This is a genomic window from Caballeronia udeis, from assembly GCF_044909315.1.
Lineage (GTDB): Bacteria > Pseudomonadota > Gammaproteobacteria > Burkholderiales > Burkholderiaceae > Caballeronia > Caballeronia udeis_A.
This window is the reverse complement of record NZ_JBIYEB010000017.1, coordinates 1-15,996: the sequence shown is the minus strand read 5'-3', so window position 1 is coordinate 15,996 and position 15,996 is coordinate 1. Positions and strand designations below refer to the sequence as shown.

Below are 15,996 nucleotides of genomic sequence, written 5' to 3'. Positions count from 1 at the left end.
CACAAGGCCTACGCGGGGTCGAGCATCCGGTCGTTGATCGCTTGTTGTTCGCGGCTGCGGGTGAGAAGCCAGCGATGAAAAACGCGGCAGTGCGGCTGGTCGAAGCTGCTGGCCTGCCAGGTCAGGAAATAGGGTGAGGGCAATACAACGCCCACCGGAAACGGCAGAACGAGCCGGCCCGCTGTCAGGTCATCGACGATCATCGATGTCTGCGCCAGCACGAACCCATGACCTTCAATGGCTGCCTGTATTGCGAGCCCGGACAAAGAAAACACCAGGCGATTGACGCGCACGTCCTCAGCACAATCAACGCCATGGGCCGCGAACCATTCGCACCAGGAAGGCGGCGAGGAGAACTTGGGAAACCAGTCTATCGACAGCAACGGGTAAGCGAGGATGTCCTCCAGCTTTACGAGTGGCCGCCCGGTCTCGAGCAACCGAGGGCTGCATACGGGTACGACGCTGTCGCGAAACAGTTCGACCGTGGTGCCCGCATGATTGATGCGCTCGCCGTAGGTAATGCGAAAGTCAATCTCGGGACCATCGGGCGACGGCTCCGAATGGGTGCCGTCCAGATACACATCCAGTTCCGGGTGCGCGCTTTGCCACTCGTAGATGCGCGGCGCCAGCCACTTTGACAACAGCGAGGGCAACGCGCTCACGCTGAGGCTGCGCCTGTTCCTGACACGTTCCATCTCGGCGCCGGCTACCCGCAGGCTTTCGAACGCCGCCGCGCAGGTTTCGTGATAACGCAGGCCTGCCGCGGTCAGACGAAGGCGCTTGCCTTCTTTCGCCAGCAGCCGCATGCCCAGCGACTCTTCCAGGATCTTGATCTGCTGGCTGACTGCACCCGGCGAAACGCCGAGCCGGCGCGCTGTCTCGACTACACCCCCGCAACGGCCCAGGGTGTCGAATACCTGTAACGCTCGTAGTGGCGGGAGTGTGTCCATGCTTGGCGGGTGGGGACGCGAGTCGTTTTAGAAATTCTAAACGATGTCGAAGATTTAGCCCTCTGTTCTTTTCAATTTTGAATTCCTAAGCTGACCTCAGGCGATTGGACGGATAGAGCGGCCGCAATGGCCGTCAGCCGAATGGAGCGGAGGGGTCAATGTTCTTAAGAAACGCGTGGTATGTGGCGGCATGGAGCAGCGAGATTGGCGATGCCTTGCATCCCGTCATGCTGCTTGGCGAACCGGTGGTTTTGTATCGCACGCCCGGTGGCGCGGTGGCTGCGCTGGAAGACGCTTGCCCGCACCGGAAGCTGCCTTTATCGATGGGACGCCTGCAGGACGGCCAGATCGAGTGCGGTTACCACGGCCTGACATTCGATTGCGCGGGAACCTGCGTGCGAGCACCGGGCATGGCGAGAATCCCACCGGCTGCACGGGTTCGCAGCTACCCCGTTGAAGAGCGTTACGGTCTGGTCTGGATCTGGATGGGCTCGCCGCAGCAGGCGAATACGGACGATATTTTCGCAGTCGATGAATGGGGCGATCCGGCCTGGGGCATGAACCAGGGCGACGCCATGACGGTCGCGTGCAACTATCTGTATGTAACGGACAACCTGCTTGATCCGTCCCATGTTGCGTGGGTTCATCCGTCTTCGTTCGGCAACGCGGCATGCGAATCCGAGCCGCTGAAGACAACGGTGAGCGATAACGGCGTAGTCGTTTCGCGCTGGATGCGAGACGTGGATGTGGCGCCTTTCTACGCCCGTTTCGTGAAATTCTCGGGACGGTGCGACCGCAAGCAGCATTACGAAGTGCGGTTTCCATCGCATGCGATCATCAAGGCGGTGTTCACGCCGGCCGGCACCGGTACCGACGAAGGTCCGCTGCACGAGCATGTCTTCCTGATGAACTCGTACAACTTCATGACGCCGATCGATGAATCGAACACGCGCTATTTCTGGTTCCAGATGCGCAACTTCGATCAACGCGATGAAAGCGTGTCGCGTCAGTTCAACGAGGACGTTCGCCACGCATTCGAAGAGGACCGCGTGATCCTGACGGCTGTCCACGCGGGCATGGCAAACCGGCGAACGCCTAATCTCGATCTGCCGCTCGACGCCGGGCCGTTGCGCTTTCGACGCAGCCTGCAGCGGCTGATCGAGGCGGAGACGCCGGCTCCGGAACCCGCCGCGCTCGACTGCGTCGGTTAGCCATGCAAGACGCAACAGAACCGCGAGCGTTCAGGCGAGTGCGCGTAGTTGACGTACAGCGCGAAAGCAGCGTCATCAAATCGTTCGCGCTTGGAGCGATGGACGGTGCGCTGCTGCCCGCTTTCCTCCCGGGGCAATTTGTTCAGGTGCGTGTCCCCGGTGCCGGCGGGCAGAGCTTGCTGCGGCATTACAGCTTGTCCGGCAATCCTGCCGAGCGCACACGCTGGCGCATTTCGGTCAAGCATCAACTGGCGCCGCCGGATCGGGGCGACCTTCCTGACGGGCTGGTGTCGAGCCATCTGCATGGTGTTATGGAGGCAGGCGCTACGCTTGATGTTGCCGGTCCGGCCGGTGCGTTCGTGCTCGATGAGCATAGCGATCGACCGGTCGTGTTGTTAAGCGGTGGTGTTGGCGTGACGCCGATGCTCAGCATGTTGCATCGCCTGTGCGCGACGTCCCGGCGTCGTGTCTATTTCATCCACGCATGCGAAAACGGCAGCGTGCATGCGTTTCAGGATGAAGTGGCGCGCTTGCAGGCGAGCAGGGAGGGTGTGCTGACGCATATCTGTTACCGCACGCCTGAGCCATTGGACGTCGCGGAGCAGCGCTTCAACAGCCACGGCCTGATCACGCGGGAGAGCATGCAGCGCTTGCTCCCGCTCGACGACTACGACGTCTACCTGTGCGGCCCGACGCCCTTCATGCAGGCGAACTTCCGTTTGCTGCGCAGCCTTGGTGTGGATAAAGCCCGCATCCGGCATGAGTTCTTCGGACCTGCCTCGGTGCTTGAACCGGACGAGGCCGATGTGCCGTGCTCGTCCGAGCCATTGGTCTCATCCGATGAGTCGGTACCGATGGTTTGTTTTGCGCCCTCCGGCAAGACCCTTGCATGGGACGCGTCATGTCATTCATTACTGGATTTTTCCGAAGCTGCCGGCCTCAAACCGTCTTTCAGTTGCCGCGCCGGATTGTGCGGGTGTTGCGCCAGCCAGTTGATCGATGGAACGGTCGAGTACTTCGAGCAACCGCTCGATGAGCCGCGTGACGGCGAAGTGCTGCTGTGCTGTGCGAGGCCGTTGACCACAGTCACTATACGAATTATTTAGTAAATCAAACTAATTGGTCGCAAGCGATCGTAAATTCTGGAAAGAGAACATGAACCGGCACTTTATCGAAGCACCAGGCTTTACTGCACAGCGTGAGCGTTTTATTGAAGCCGCGCTGGCTGCCGGTGCGGATCTCACGGAGTTCCCGCATCCAATGCGCGGTCCACGTGGCGAAATGCTTGCCACAGACGTAGCGTTGATCGGCGATCCGCTTGCTCCCAAGCGCTTCATTGTCATCTCCGGAACGCATGGCATCGAGGGGTACTACGGCTCCGAAGCGCAGATTGCATTTCTTCATTCATTGCAAAAGCGTGCTTTGCCGGCGGACGTCTGCGTGATCGTGGTGCACCTGATCAATCCGTGGGGAACGGCCTGGTTACGTCGAGTGAATGAGGACAACGTCGACCTCAACCGGAACTATGTCGCGTTCAACGAGCTCCTGCCCGACAACGCGCGCTATGAAGCATTTCACGATATCTATCTGTGCCGCGACCTGGACGGTCCCGCCCGCCGCCGCGCCGACGAGCGGTTCGCAGCGGAAATCGAAACGTCAGGGCTCGCCACGGTCATGAGCATTGTCGAAGCGGGTCAGTACGCTCACGCCGACGGCATCTTCTTCGGCGGCCGGCAGGCCACCTGGAGCAACCAGACCCTGCGCGCCATTGCGAAACGTTTTATGGAAGGCGCACAGACGGCAATGTGCTTCGACCTGCATACCGGGGCAGGCGCGTTCGGTCATGCCATGTTGCTGGCGGTGGCGCAGGAAAGCTATCCCGCACTCGTCAAGTCACAGTCGGTTTTCGGCCCATGGCTTTACACGATCATCACCGGACCTGCCGCTACGACCGATTCGGGAATTGCCGCGACTGCGACCGGCTATACGTCACAGGCGCTGCTCGATTCGTTGCCCGGTACCGACCTGATGCAACTGGTCATCGAATGCGGGACCTACGATGGCGCGCGAGGACATAGCACGCTAAGGGACGATCACTGGCTGCACCTGTACGGCGATCCTGAAGATGAAACGGGACGCCGGATCAAGGCCGCGTTGGCGGAACATTTCTACCCTGCCGACCGCGACTGGCGCGAACTTGTCCAGCTACGCACACGGCAGATTTTCGAACGTGGGTTGCTGGCTCTGCAGACCGCCTAGTGCCCGAGCCTCACGCAACGCGCGATCTCACAACCCGCTATAGACGCGGTTTTATCAACCTTAGCCGGCAACGCATTCAACGATGCGGCTATTCCGTCGAACTGGAGCATCCATGAAAAAGGCACTGGCTGGCATGGCGTTGTTACTCGCCGCGTTCTGCGTGCAAGCGAAGGACGCAAGTGAACTTCGCTTTGGCGTTGACCCGACTTATGCGCCGTTCGAATCGAAAGCGCCGTCGGGACAACTGGTGGGCTTCGAGATCGACCTGGGCAACGAAATTTGCAAGCGGCTCGATGTCAAATGCATCTGGGTCGAAACGGGTTTCGACGGCATTATTCCGGCGCTGCAAGGCCGCAAGTTCGATGCCATTCTGTCGGCTATGTCGATCACCCCGAAACGCGAGGAACAGGTCGCATTTTCCGTGCCGCTGTTCAATACGCCTAGCCGTCTGATCGGAAAGGAAGGCGCGGATATCAAGCCGACGGTGGCTTCGCTGACGGGCAAGAAAGTTGGAGTCGCGCAGGGCTCTACGCAGGAGGCCTATGCGAAAGCGAACTGGGCGCCGGCCGGGATCGACGTGGTGTCGTACGCGAATCAGGAGCAGGTGTATACGGATCTGCTGGCCGGCCGTATAGATGTCACGCTGACGGACATGATTGCCGGCAGCCAGGGATTTCTCAAGACGCCGCAAGGCAAGGGTTTTGCGTTTGTCGGAGACCCTGTGAGCGATGCGAAGACCTTGGGCAAGGGCGCCGGCATTGGCGTGCGCAAGGACGATACCGCATTGCGGACGAAACTCGATCACGCGATCGATTCGATGAGGAAGGACGGAACCTATCGAAAAATCGAGCGGCGCTATTTCGATTTCGATATTTCGGGGAGTTGAAAATGTATGATCGGGCGAGAGGCGAAAGCGCTCGCTGTGTGGGAAGGTGCGTTCGCGTGGTCTCAACCCGTTGAGTGGAAGCCGCATGAAAATTCTTGTCGCGCGTATGAATCACGAGACCAATACGTTCTCGCCGGTGGCTACGCCGCTGGCGGCGTTCGGTCGTAACGGTCCTGCGTTTGGCGAGGACGCATACAACGAGAACAAGGGCATGCGGACCGGCATGTCCGCGTTCATCGACGCCGCCGAACGCGCGGGCGCGCAACTTGTCACGCCGGTTTCTGCATCGGCTAATCCAAGCGGTCCGGTCGCGGCTGCGGCGTACGACCTTATCTGCAACGCCATTGTGGAAGCCGCGCACGGTTGCGACGCCGTCATGCTCGACCTGCACGGCGCAATGGTCGCGGAAAATTCGAATGACGGCGAGGGTGACCTGCTCGAACGCGTGCGTGCCGCGTTGCCGGATGCGCCCATCGCCGTCGCTCTTGATCTGCACGGGAACGTCACGCAGAAGATGATCGACAACGCGGATGTCATGGTCAGCTTCAAGACCTATCCGCATGTCGATATGTTCGAATGCGGCGCTCACGCGGCGCGGCTGTTGTTCGATCTGCTCGATGGCCGCGCGCAGCCCGTGCTCGCGTGGTCGCAGCCGCCGGTGCTCACCCATACGTTGCGCACCGCGAGTGCCGCCGGGGCGATGAAACGCGCGGTGGAAGCGGCCCGGGCCGCCGAGCGCGAGGGCATGCTCGCGGTCTCCGTGCTGGCGGGGTTTTCGCTCGCCGATATCCCGGCGCCTTGCATCAGCGTGGTGGTGGTTGGCGACGGCGATCGCGCGGCAGCAGCGCGCGTGGCCGACCGTATCGCGCGGCAAATCTGGGCCGATCGCGAAGGGTTTTTCTATCGTAGTCCGCCGCTTGCAGACTCTGTGGCGGAGGGCACCACGCTCGCCCGTGGCGCTGATAAACCGGTGCTGTTGCTGGACCACGGCGACAACTGCATGTCGGGCGGCACGTGCGACACGATGGATGTGTACGAGGAAGCTATCGGCCAGGGCCTGACGGGAATCGTGATGGGGCTGCTATGCGATCCGGAAGCCGTCGCTACATTATTCAAAGCGGGAGTGGGCGGGACCGTCACGCTTGGCGTTGGCAACAAGCTCAGCGGAGGAGCCGCGAAACCGCGTCCGCCGGTCATGCTGACTGGCGTTGTGCGGGCGTTGACCGATGGGGAATACGTGATCAGCGGACCGACCTATACGGGACAGCGCGCACACATGGGCCGCACCGCGGTACTCGACGTAGAGGTGGCAAAGATCGTGCTGACGGAGCGCACGCATGAGCCCTGGGATCTTGGCGTATTCGAAAGTGTGGGCATCGATCCGCGGCGCGCGAGGTTCCTCATCCTGAAGTCGCGTATGTATTGCCGTCCGGTATTCGTACCGATCGCGCACGGCCTCGTGGAATGCGACAGCCGTGGCGTCACCAGTTCCGATTTCGGCTTGTTCGAATTCAGGAACGTCCAGCGGCCGGTTTATCCGCTGGATGCCGGCACGGCCTGGTAATCGCAGCAGGTTTTCAAAAGGTCCCGGGCAGCAGGATCCGGTCGTTCACGTTCCGGATGTTGGTGTGTCCGCAAAAGGCCATGGTGATGTCCAGTTCCTTGTGGATGACCTGCAAGCATCGCTCGACACCCGCCTCGCCCATTGCGCCCAGCCCGTACAGGAAACTGCGGCCGATCAGCGTACCCTTCGCGCCGAGCGCCACGGCTTTCAGCACGTCCTGTCCGCTGCGGATGCCGCCATCCACCCACACTTCAATCCGGTTCCCCACCTCGCTCGCAATCCCGGGTAGTGCGGAGATGGACGATGGCGCACCGTCGAGCTGGCGGCCGCCGTGGTTGGAGACGATCATTGCGTCAGCCCCGCTGTCGGCGGCAAGGCGCGCGTCTTCCACATCCATGATCCCCTTCAGGATGAGCTTGCCGCCCCACAGCTTCTTGACCCACTCGACATCCGCCCAGCTCAAGCCCGGATCGAATTGTTCGGCGGTCCATGAGCTCAGCGACGCGAGATCACCCACGCCCTTTGCATGACCCACTATGTTGCCGAAACTGCGCCGCTTGGTGCCGAGCATGCCGAGGCACCAGCGTGGTTTGGTCGCGAGGTTCATGAGGTTCGGGAGGGTCAGCCTGGGCGGCGCCGACAGCCCGTTCTTGATGTCCTTGTGGCGCTGGCCGAGGATCTGCAAGTCGAGCGTGAGCATCAGGGTGCTGCACTTCGCTGCCCGGGCGCGCTCGATCAGCCGCACGATGAAGTCGCGGTCGCGCATCATGTAGAGCTGGAACCAGAACGGTTGGCTGGTGTGTGCGGCCACGTCTTCAATCGAGCAGATGCTCATGGTGGACAAGGTGAACGGGACACCGAACTTCTCCGCCGCGCGCGCCGCGAGGATCTCGCCGTCGGCATGTTGCATGCCGGTCAAGCCCGTGGGGGCAAGCGCCACCGGCATGGCGACCTCCTGACCCGCCATTTCCGTGCGGGTGCTGCGGCCCGCCATGTTGACCGCTACGCGCTGGCGCAGCTTGATACGCTGGAAGTCGCTTTCATTGGCCCGGTAGGTACTCTCGGTCCACGAGCCACTGTCGGCGTAATCGTAGAACATGCGCGGGACGCGCCGCTGCGCGAGCACGCGCAAATCCTCGATGCAGGTAATCACTGGCACGTTTCTCTCTCGCTACGGGAACGGGAGCATGAGTATACGGTTTAAAGAGCCTGAATTTAAGCTGAAGTTGGCGCGTTCAGATGCGAATCCCTCAGCGCAGACAAGGTATTCACGATTTCGCCGAACAGGGGCCGGTCGCCGGCCTGCTCGCTCAGGCAACGGTCTTTCAGGCTGGCGAGCATCGCGATGCTGCTTTGCGCGGACGCTTGCACATTGCATCGCTCGATCAATTCTTCGAGCAGGCAACCAAAGGCTCTTACTTCCAGGCGCTGGAGTGCGGGGGCCAGCGCCTGATCGTCGGCTGCATAGAAAGATGCTGCGCCAAAATCCCCCATCAGCGCGTGACCCTGAGCGCCATGCAGGATGTTGTGGGCGTACAGGTCGCCATGCATGATGCCCTGCTGATGCAAATGCCGGGCTGCCGACGCAATACCCTGCGCGACGCTTAGCGCTGAAGCCAGGTCGAAGCGGGTATCGAGGTCATAGATATCGCGCGTGCAGGACGCGAGGCTCGGCGGCCCGGCCAAGTTCCTGAGTTGCGGGTCGATCAGCTCCATCACGAGGCCATGGATACCGGTGGGGTGGTCCTTCACCTTGCCAAGTACCGGAATCAGATTGGGATGGGCGCCGGCGGCAATGCAGGCTGCCATCTCGCAGTGCGGCAGACCATCGCTCGTCACCACGCCCTTGAAGAGCTTGACGGCGACGGGCCGGTTGTCGCCGTGTACTGCCGGATACGTCGCCCGATGTTCTGCGCGATGAATGACACCCGATGCGCCTTCTCCCAGCCGATGCTGCAGATCCAACTCCTGCCACGGGATATGGGCAACGGGCGTATCCGTCATTGCGTCGGCTTCCAGCCTTTCGTTGAATGGATTCCCCGCGTAGGCCAGCCACGATAGCCGGGGCAAGGACGCGACCCAGACCGGTAGTTCGGCTAGCTGATTAGCTGCCAGCCGGATCAATTCGAGGCGAGAGCATGCTGCCAACTCCACGGGCAGGGTGCGTAACTGATTCCCCGCCAGCATCAGCTTCTGCAACCGGGTGCAGTTTCCGATCTCGGGCGGCAGTGTTTCGACTTGATTGTCGGTCAGGATCAGCCAACGGAGCTTGGGCGGTAATGACGCACCGGATACCTTGCGTATGCGGTTCGCCTTGAATCCCACCATGCTCAATTGCGTGCACTGCCCGAGGATCTCCGGCAGTTCGGTGAACTGGTTGTTCGAGCAGAAAATAGTGTGCAGGTTCGTCAGGCGCGGCAGATCGTCGGGCAGCGACGAAAGCGCGTTGCCGGACAGGTCGAGGATTTCGAGCGTATCGGACAGATCGAATATCTCGCGCGGAAATTCGGTCAGGCCGCAGGCTAGTGCGAGTCGCTGGGTACCGGCAAGTTTTCCGGCGCGAAGTTGTTCGAGTGTGCTTGTCACAGTGGCGGGGATATCCAGGATGGGCGGCAGGTTGGCTTTGCCCGTGCGGGATCGATTTTACTGAGTATTTTCGACACCCATGCCTGGCCGCCAGATCTCCCCCGATGTTGCCGTTACAAGCTGCTGAATCTGGCTCCCATCTAAACAGGGTGTGAGGGGCAGCCGCTATCTTTGTTATTACAAAATGCTTTCGTATCAACTTACGAAATGTCAGCACCGATTTCTCACAGCCGATCCTCTGCATCGCTAAAGTTTTTGCCGGGTACGTCGTTAAGCCTAAAGGTTCAGTCTTGTTCCGCTCGTCACCAGACACTCGCGTAGCTTGTCCAAAACGCTCAGCAAAAAACTACGGAGCTTCGTCCATGCCGCTCATCAAACTCACCATCAAAGCGCGCCTCGCGTGGGCCATGGTGATTCTGTCAGCACTGTTGTTTGCAATCGGCGTTATCGGCTTGATCGGCATTTCAACCGTTGTGGACACAAATCGCGAGCTCTACCAGGAGCGCCTGCCCAAGACCGTAGCCGCGGATAACATGCTGCTGTGGATGGGACGTCAGCGCACCTCGCTGGACCAGGCCTCCGTGACCACCGATCCCGCCTGGGCCGAGCGCATGTATCAAACGGCCGACGATGTCAAAAAGCAAGCCCTGGACTGGTGGTCCAAATACCAGGCCCTGCCGCAAACCGAGCGCGGCAAGCAGTTGGCGCAGGACGTTACCGACGGCCTGACGCAGACGGAACAGGCAATGGACGCTTTTCGCAGCGCCATCAAGAGCGGCGACCGCCAAGCCATTTCGGATGCTGCCCGCAAGGTCGGCACCGTCTACACGGTGATGCAAAAAAGCGGGACTACGCTTAACGAGTACGAGACCGAGCAAGCGCGCCTCAGCTATGAGGCATCCGAGCATCGTTACAGCACTTTCCGTCTGGCATCCAGCCTGATGATCATCGTGGGCCTGATCGTCGCCGGGTACGGCTGGTTCTCGCTGCGCCGTGCCATCTCGGACCCGATCAACCATGCGCTCAAGCATTTCGACGACATCGCAGCCGGCGACCTCACCCATGCGGTGCGGGTGCACTCCTCCGATGAAATGGGCCAGCTGCTGGCCGGTTTGGGCAAGATGCAGGACAACCTCGTCAAGACCGTGACCACCGTGCGGATCGGCAGCGAAGCGATTGCATCAGCCACCAAGCAAATCGCCGCAGGCAATCTGGACTTGTCGGCGCGCACTGAACAACAGGCCGCGTCGCTGGAAGAAACGGCGGCGAGCATGGAGCAACTGACCAGCACCGTCAAACACAATGCCGAGAACGCACGGCAAGCGACCACGCTGGCGGGCAACGCCTCGGACATCGCGGGCCAGGGCAACGAGGTCGTCAGCCGCGTGGTCGACACGATGGACGAGATCAAGGAAAGCTCATCCAAGATCACCGAGATCGTCGGCATTATCGACAGCATCGCCTTCCAAACCAATATCCTCGCGCTCAATGCCGCCGTGGAAGCGGCCCGGGCCGGCGAACAGGGCCGTGGTTTCGCGGTGGTGGCCACCGAGGTGCGCACCTTGGCGCAGCGCTCGTCAAGTGCCGCCAAGGAGATCAAGGCCTTGATCATGCACTCGGTGGACCGTGTGCAATCGGGCGCGGTACTGGTTCACCAGGCCGGAAAGACCATGAGCGAAATCATCGGCGCGGTGAAGCGCGTAACCGACATCATGGGTGAGATTTCCGCGGCATCAAGCGAGCAAAGCTCCGGGATCGACCAGGTTTCGCACGCCGTCACACAAATGGACGAGGCCACCCAGCAAAATGCCGCACTGGTGGAACAGGCGAGTGCCGCGGCGCAATCGCTCGAACAGCAGGCCTTGTCCTTGAAGGACGCTGTCTCCGTTTTCCGGATCGCGGGCCAGGCCACCCATGCCGCCGCACGCGCAAACCCGACGCCGGCAATGCCTGTCGCCGGCCCCCGCCCAGCCGGCCCGCGCCGCGCACTGGCGGCCAGTAACACCAACACCACTAGCATGTCCAAGGCAAGTCCGCCGCCGCCCAAGCCGATACCTCAGGAAACCAGTCGCGCCGGCGAGTGGGAAACCTTCTAAGGCCGCGACGCCTGGCCTCCTTCTCGCTCTTCTGCCGAACACTGAGCCTCTAGCCACGCGACGTATTCATCCAGCGGCCCCATCGACACCAGAGGATAGGAAGATGAGTCAAAACACATCGGATACCCGTCCACGCCGTAACTTCTTGCGCACGGTCATGGCGGTAGTGGGCACTGCGCCGCTCGCGCCGCAACAGTTGGCCGGCGCCGGCATTGCGGCGTTGGCCGCCGGTTCCGCAGCGGCGGCGGATGCACCACCGCCCTCCAGCACGCCTGTCCTGGTCGGCTACGCATGTTTCAGTGCGGACGAGGCGGCCTTTGTAGAGAGCATGGTCAACGTGATGTGCCCCGCCGATCAATACACGCCAAACGGCGTCGATTGCGGACTGGCCATCTTTATTGACAGGCAACTCGCGGGCGCATTCGGGCAAGGCGCCGGCCGTTACATGTCCGGCCCGTGGGAAGCCAGCAAACCGCAAATGGGCTTGCAGTTGCCGCTCACGCCCGCGCAATTCTTCAGTGCCGGGGTGGCTGCGGCCAACCGCCAATGCAAGGCGCAACTCGGCAAGACCTTCGATCAACTGGCGCCGGCCGACGCGGACGCTTTCCTGAAAGATCTCAGCCACGGCAAGGTTAAGGATGACGAACTTATGCTTGCGCCCTGGTTCAACGAGCTGATGTACCCCTTGTTCGAGCAGGCCTGTTTTTCCGACCCCCTCTACGGCGGTAACCACGACAAGGTGTTCTGGAAGATGGTCGGCTATCCCGGCTTACCGGCCACGCACACGCTGGACATGCTGAATTTTCGCGGCAAGCCCTATCCCGGCGCCCGAGATCCCAAATCAATCGTCGACTTCAGCTAGAGAGTCAGGTGCATGATCAAAAAATTACCCAAGCGCACCGTCGTGATCATCGGTGGCGGCTTGACGGCGGGTTTGATTTCTCGCCAATTGACTTCTCAAGGCGTGGATGTGCTGGTGCTGGAGCGCGGCGGCGAGCACGCTGAGGGCGCCGAGGCGAAGCTGCCGACGCAGCGCGACGAATTGCGCTGGGACACCCGCCAGGGCCTGGTGCAACGCTGGAATGTGCAGACCTATACGCTGCGCCACAACCGTCAGGATGCCGCGGCACCGATACGCTGGATGGAAGCGTTTCTGCCGGGCGACGGGGTGGGCGGCGCCGCCAACCATTGGAACGGCCACACCTGGCGCTGGTCCGAGTACGAACCGACCCTGCGCACCCATTACGTCGATCGCTACGGCAAGAACGCGATCCCCGGCAACGTCACGCTGCAGGACTGGGGTATCACGTACCGCGAAATGGAGCCGTACCACGAGCTGTTCGAAAAGCTGTTCGGCATCTCGGGCCAGGCCGGCAACATCAGTGGCAAGAAGCACGCGGGCGGCAACCCGTTCGAAGCGCCACGGCGCGGCGACTATGCGCAAAAGCCGCTGATCACCACCCAAGCGGGCCTGCAGTTCACGGCGGCGGCCCAAAATCTGGGTTATCACCCGTTTCCCATGCCCGTTGCCAATTCCTCGGGCACCTACACCAACCCGGACGGACAAAAGCTCGGTCAATGCCAGTATTGCGGCCACTGCGAGCGCTTTATCTGCGAGGCACAAGCCAAGGGGACACCGGACGTCTTGCTGTATCCCATGCTCAGGCAGCGCAAGAGCTTCGAGTTGCGCCAGCATGCCCACGTCCTGAATATCGACTATGACCGCGACGGGAAGCGTGTGACCGGCGTGCGTTATATCGATGTACAGTCGGGCCAGGAGTATGAGCAGCCCGCCGACGTGGTGGTACTGGCAGCATTCACCATGACCAACAACAAGCTGCTGCTGCAGAACGGCATAGGTCAGCCCTACGACCCGGCAACCGGTCTGGGCGTGGTCGGCAAGAACTTCTGCTACCAGACCAACTCCGGCATGAACCTGTTCATGAAGGACAGCTGGATGAACCCGTTTCTCGCCACCGGCGGCACGTCAATGTGCATCGACGACTTCAACAACGACAACTTCGATCACACCGGCCTGGACTTTCTCGGTGGCGGCCTGATCAGCGCAGGCATGTACAGCGGTCGTCCGATCAAGAGCCGCCGTTTGCCGCCCGCCACGCCGCTGTGGGGCACGGCGTGGAAGAAGGCCAGCGCCGACTGGTATGCGCACTCGATGGGCTTGAGCGTGCAAGGCAGTTGCTATCCGAACACGGAAAACTTCCTTGACCTCGATCCGGTCTACAAGGACGCTTACGGGCAACCGCTGGTGCGCATGACGTTCGATTGGCGCGCCAACGAAGAAAAGATGTCCGCGTTCGTGACCCGCAAAATGGAAGACATAGCCAGGACCATGGGCGCCGATATTGTCGGGCCGGCCGCACCGCGCAAGAGCCCGTTCGATACGCGCGTGTATCAGACCACCCACATCACGGGTGGCACCATCATGGGCGCCGATCCGCATTCGAGCGTGGTATCTCCGCGCCTGCAGCATTGGGATGCGCAAAACCTGTTCGTGGTCGGCGCGTCGGTATTCGTGCATAACGCGGGGTATAACCCGACCGGCCCCCTGGCCGCCATGGCCTTGCGCCTGGGCGAGGACCTGGTCGATTACGTGCAGCGTCCGCGCGAGCTGGCGTGAAGCTGGTTTTCCAACGTGATGCCGGACCAGCGGCACGCCACAATTCAGAAAGGAAATTCCAACGATGTCTATTGAAAGACTCGCGTTAGCCGTCGTGCTGATCCTGTCCGCCACCAGCGCGATGGCTCAAAGCTCGGGCGCGCAAGCCTATGCACAATGCATGGCCTGCCATGCGACCAGCGCCGCGAACGGCATAGGCCCGGGCCTGCAAGGCATAGTCGGGCGCGCCAGCGCCTCGCAGCCGGGCTTTCGCTACAGCCCTGCGATGAAGCGCGCCAAGCTGACCTGGGACGAGAAGACCCTGGACGCCTATCTGCAAAATCCGCAGGCCGTGGTGCCGGGTAACCTGATGCCCTATTCAGGAATGGCTGACGCTACGCAACGCGCGGATCTGATCGCGTATCTGGCGACACTGAAGTGATCGCCCATTCCGCACGATAGAGCCTGCTAGATCTGCGCGGACCCGCCATCGACGAACAGTTCGCTTCCGGTGACAAAGCTGCTGTCGTCAGAAGCCAGGAACAATGCCGCGCTCGCGGTCTCCGAGGGGTCTCCAAGGCGGCCAAGCGGCGTCGTGGTCTGCACGAACCGGATCATCTCCTTGCTTGCCTCTTCCGAGGTGGCAAGGCCATGCCATCCCGGTGTGGCGGTTGCGCCCGGAGCAAGTACATTGACGCGGATCTTGCGCGGCGCGAGATCGAGGATCCAGCTTCGCGCGAAGTTGCGGATCGCGGCCTTGCTTGCACTGTAGACGCTGAATGACGGGATGCCGGTGACCGCGGCAGTCGATCCCGTGAGAATGACCGACGCACCGTCCTTGAGCAGCGGAAGCGCTTTCTGCACCGTGAAAAGCGTGCCCTTCACGTTGGTCGCGAAGGTCTTGTCGAAGTGCTCTTCCGTGATCTCGCCGAGTGCTGCAAATTCCCCGCCGCCGGCGTTCGCGAACAGGACGTCGATCGTTCCCGCCTCCTCTTTTACGATCGCAAACAGGCGGTCCAGGTCGGCGAGGTTGGACACGTCGCCCTGAATGCCGCGCGCATTTTCTCCCACCTCGGCCACCGCCGCATCGAGTTCGTTCTGACGCCGGCCGCTCATGAAAACACGCGCTCCCTCCTGCGCAAAACGCTTTGCCGTTGCGAGGCCGATTCCACTGTTTGCACCCGTTACTACTGCCACTTTGCCGCTGAGCTTGCCCATCTGACATCTCCTGGTCGAGTTCGAAGATTCATTATGGTCGGGTACATTCTGTTAGGCTAGTACCTACCTAAAGGTATGTGTGGAGATTCTTTTTATGGGAAACCGGGCGTATAGCTGCGGGCTTGAGATAGCCCTTTCGGTTGTTGGCGGGAAGTGGAAGCCGATCGTGCTGTTTCATCTGAACAGCGGGCCGCGCCGGTTCGGCGAATTGAAGCGTCTTGTCGCGGGCATCAGCGAAAAGGTCCTGATCCAGCAAGTTCGCGAGTTGGCCGAGGATGGCATCATCGTGCGGCGTGATTACCATGAAGTGCCGCCAAGGGTCGATTATGAAATGACCGAGTTTGGCAAGACGCTGGCGAAAGCACTCATGCCGCTCTGTGCCTGGGGCGATGAAAACCGGGAACGGATAGATGGTTTGCTGCTGGACACGGCAAAAGCTGAATAGATGATATGCGGTGTACTGATGAACAAGATGTAAACACGCGAGTGGAATAGCGCCGCCGGCACGGGCCCGGCGAGGGTGTAATTAGTTTTGTGTAAACGGTCATTTGGCAGGAGACTGCCAGCATCTAGGAGCAACGATGACCGTAGCGAAACGCACCAAACGAG

Annotated in this window: 14 protein-coding genes; 10 read left to right on the top strand and 4 right to left on the bottom strand. The window is 61.1% G+C overall.

Annotated features, from left to right (window positions below; all coding sequences use genetic code 11):
* Positions 1–8 precede the first annotated feature (8 nt).
* The gene (locus ABH944_RS25135; protein WP_404610158.1) at positions 9–950 is read right to left on the bottom strand and encodes a LysR substrate-binding domain-containing protein; all 942 of its coding nucleotides are present in this window, start codon (positions 948–950) and stop codon (positions 9–11) included.
* Positions 951–1,108: 158 nt separating this feature from the next.
* On the opposite strand from ABH944_RS25135, the gene ABH944_RS25130 reads away from it, so the two are divergent.
* The 5 genes from ABH944_RS25130 (at position 1,109) to ABH944_RS25110 (ending at position 6,870) form a co-directional block, all read left to right on the top strand.
* On the top strand, positions 1,109–2,161 hold the full coding sequence (locus ABH944_RS25130; RefSeq protein WP_404610159.1) for an aromatic ring-hydroxylating dioxygenase subunit alpha: 1,053 nt from the start codon (positions 1,109–1,111) through the stop codon (positions 2,159–2,161).
* A 2-nt stretch (positions 2,162–2,163) separates the two neighbouring features.
* Positions 2,164–3,267, top strand: coding sequence for a 2Fe-2S iron-sulfur cluster-binding protein (locus ABH944_RS25125; protein ID WP_404610160.1), 1,104 nt, complete (start codon positions 2,164–2,166; stop codon positions 3,265–3,267).
* A gap of 49 nt (positions 3,268–3,316) precedes the next feature.
* Positions 3,317–4,420: a DUF2817 domain-containing protein gene (locus ABH944_RS25120; RefSeq protein ID WP_404610161.1), complete on the top strand. Its 1,104-nt coding sequence runs from the start codon at positions 3,317–3,319 to the stop codon at positions 4,418–4,420.
* A 112-nt stretch (positions 4,421–4,532) separates the two neighbouring features.
* On the top strand, positions 4,533–5,306 hold the full coding sequence (locus tag ABH944_RS25115; protein WP_404610162.1) for an ABC transporter substrate-binding protein: 774 nt from the start codon (positions 4,533–4,535) through the stop codon (positions 5,304–5,306).
* An 85-nt stretch (positions 5,307–5,391) separates the two neighbouring features.
* The gene (locus ABH944_RS25110) at positions 5,392–6,870 is read left to right on the top strand and encodes a M81 family metallopeptidase (RefSeq protein WP_404610163.1); all 1,479 of its coding nucleotides are present in this window, start codon (positions 5,392–5,394) and stop codon (positions 6,868–6,870) included.
* A gap of 13 nt (positions 6,871–6,883) precedes the next feature.
* On the opposite strand, the gene ABH944_RS25105 is transcribed toward ABH944_RS25110, so the two are convergent.
* Entirely contained in the window at positions 6,884–8,029 is a 1,146-nt protein-coding gene (locus tag ABH944_RS25105) for an alpha-hydroxy acid oxidase (protein ID WP_404610164.1), read from the bottom strand.
* A gap of 56 nt (positions 8,030–8,085) precedes the next feature.
* Positions 8,086–9,456: a protein kinase gene (locus tag ABH944_RS25100; RefSeq protein WP_404610165.1), complete on the bottom strand. Its 1,371-nt coding sequence runs from the start codon at positions 9,454–9,456 to the stop codon at positions 8,086–8,088.
* 362 nt (positions 9,457–9,818) lie between these two features.
* Here ABH944_RS25100 and ABH944_RS25095 point away from each other — a divergent pair, with 362 nt between their 5' ends.
* The 4 genes from ABH944_RS25095 to ABH944_RS25080 all read left to right on the top strand — a co-directional run bounded on the left by ABH944_RS25095 (position 9,819) and on the right by ABH944_RS25080 (position 14,611).
* Positions 9,819–11,552 (top strand): methyl-accepting chemotaxis protein, encoded by a 1,734-nt coding sequence (locus tag ABH944_RS25095; protein ID WP_404610166.1) that lies wholly within the window; start codon positions 9,819–9,821, stop codon positions 11,550–11,552.
* 103 nt (positions 11,553–11,655) lie between these two features.
* Positions 11,656–12,414, top strand: coding sequence for a gluconate 2-dehydrogenase subunit 3 family protein (locus ABH944_RS25090; protein ID WP_404610167.1), 759 nt, complete (start codon positions 11,656–11,658; stop codon positions 12,412–12,414).
* A gap of 12 nt (positions 12,415–12,426) precedes the next feature.
* A complete protein-coding gene (locus ABH944_RS25085) occupies positions 12,427–14,190 on the top strand; it encodes a GMC family oxidoreductase (RefSeq protein ID WP_404610168.1) in 1,764 nt (587 codons plus the stop codon).
* Positions 14,191–14,254: 64 nt separating this feature from the next.
* The gene (locus ABH944_RS25080) at positions 14,255–14,611 is read left to right on the top strand and encodes a c-type cytochrome (RefSeq protein WP_404610169.1); all 357 of its coding nucleotides are present in this window, start codon (positions 14,255–14,257) and stop codon (positions 14,609–14,611) included.
* 26 nt (positions 14,612–14,637) lie between these two features.
* Here the strand turns inward: ABH944_RS25080 and ABH944_RS25075 are convergent, their stop codons facing one another.
* Positions 14,638–15,387 (bottom strand): SDR family NAD(P)-dependent oxidoreductase, encoded by a 750-nt coding sequence (locus ABH944_RS25075; RefSeq protein WP_404610170.1) that lies wholly within the window; start codon positions 15,385–15,387, stop codon positions 14,638–14,640.
* A gap of 94 nt (positions 15,388–15,481) precedes the next feature.
* Between ABH944_RS25075 and ABH944_RS25070 the strand changes: the two genes are divergently transcribed.
* Complete coding sequence (locus tag ABH944_RS25070; protein WP_404610171.1) at positions 15,482–15,832, top strand: winged helix-turn-helix transcriptional regulator; 351 nt, start codon at positions 15,482–15,484, stop codon at positions 15,830–15,832.
* The last annotated feature ends 164 nt before the right edge of the window (positions 15,833–15,996 follow it).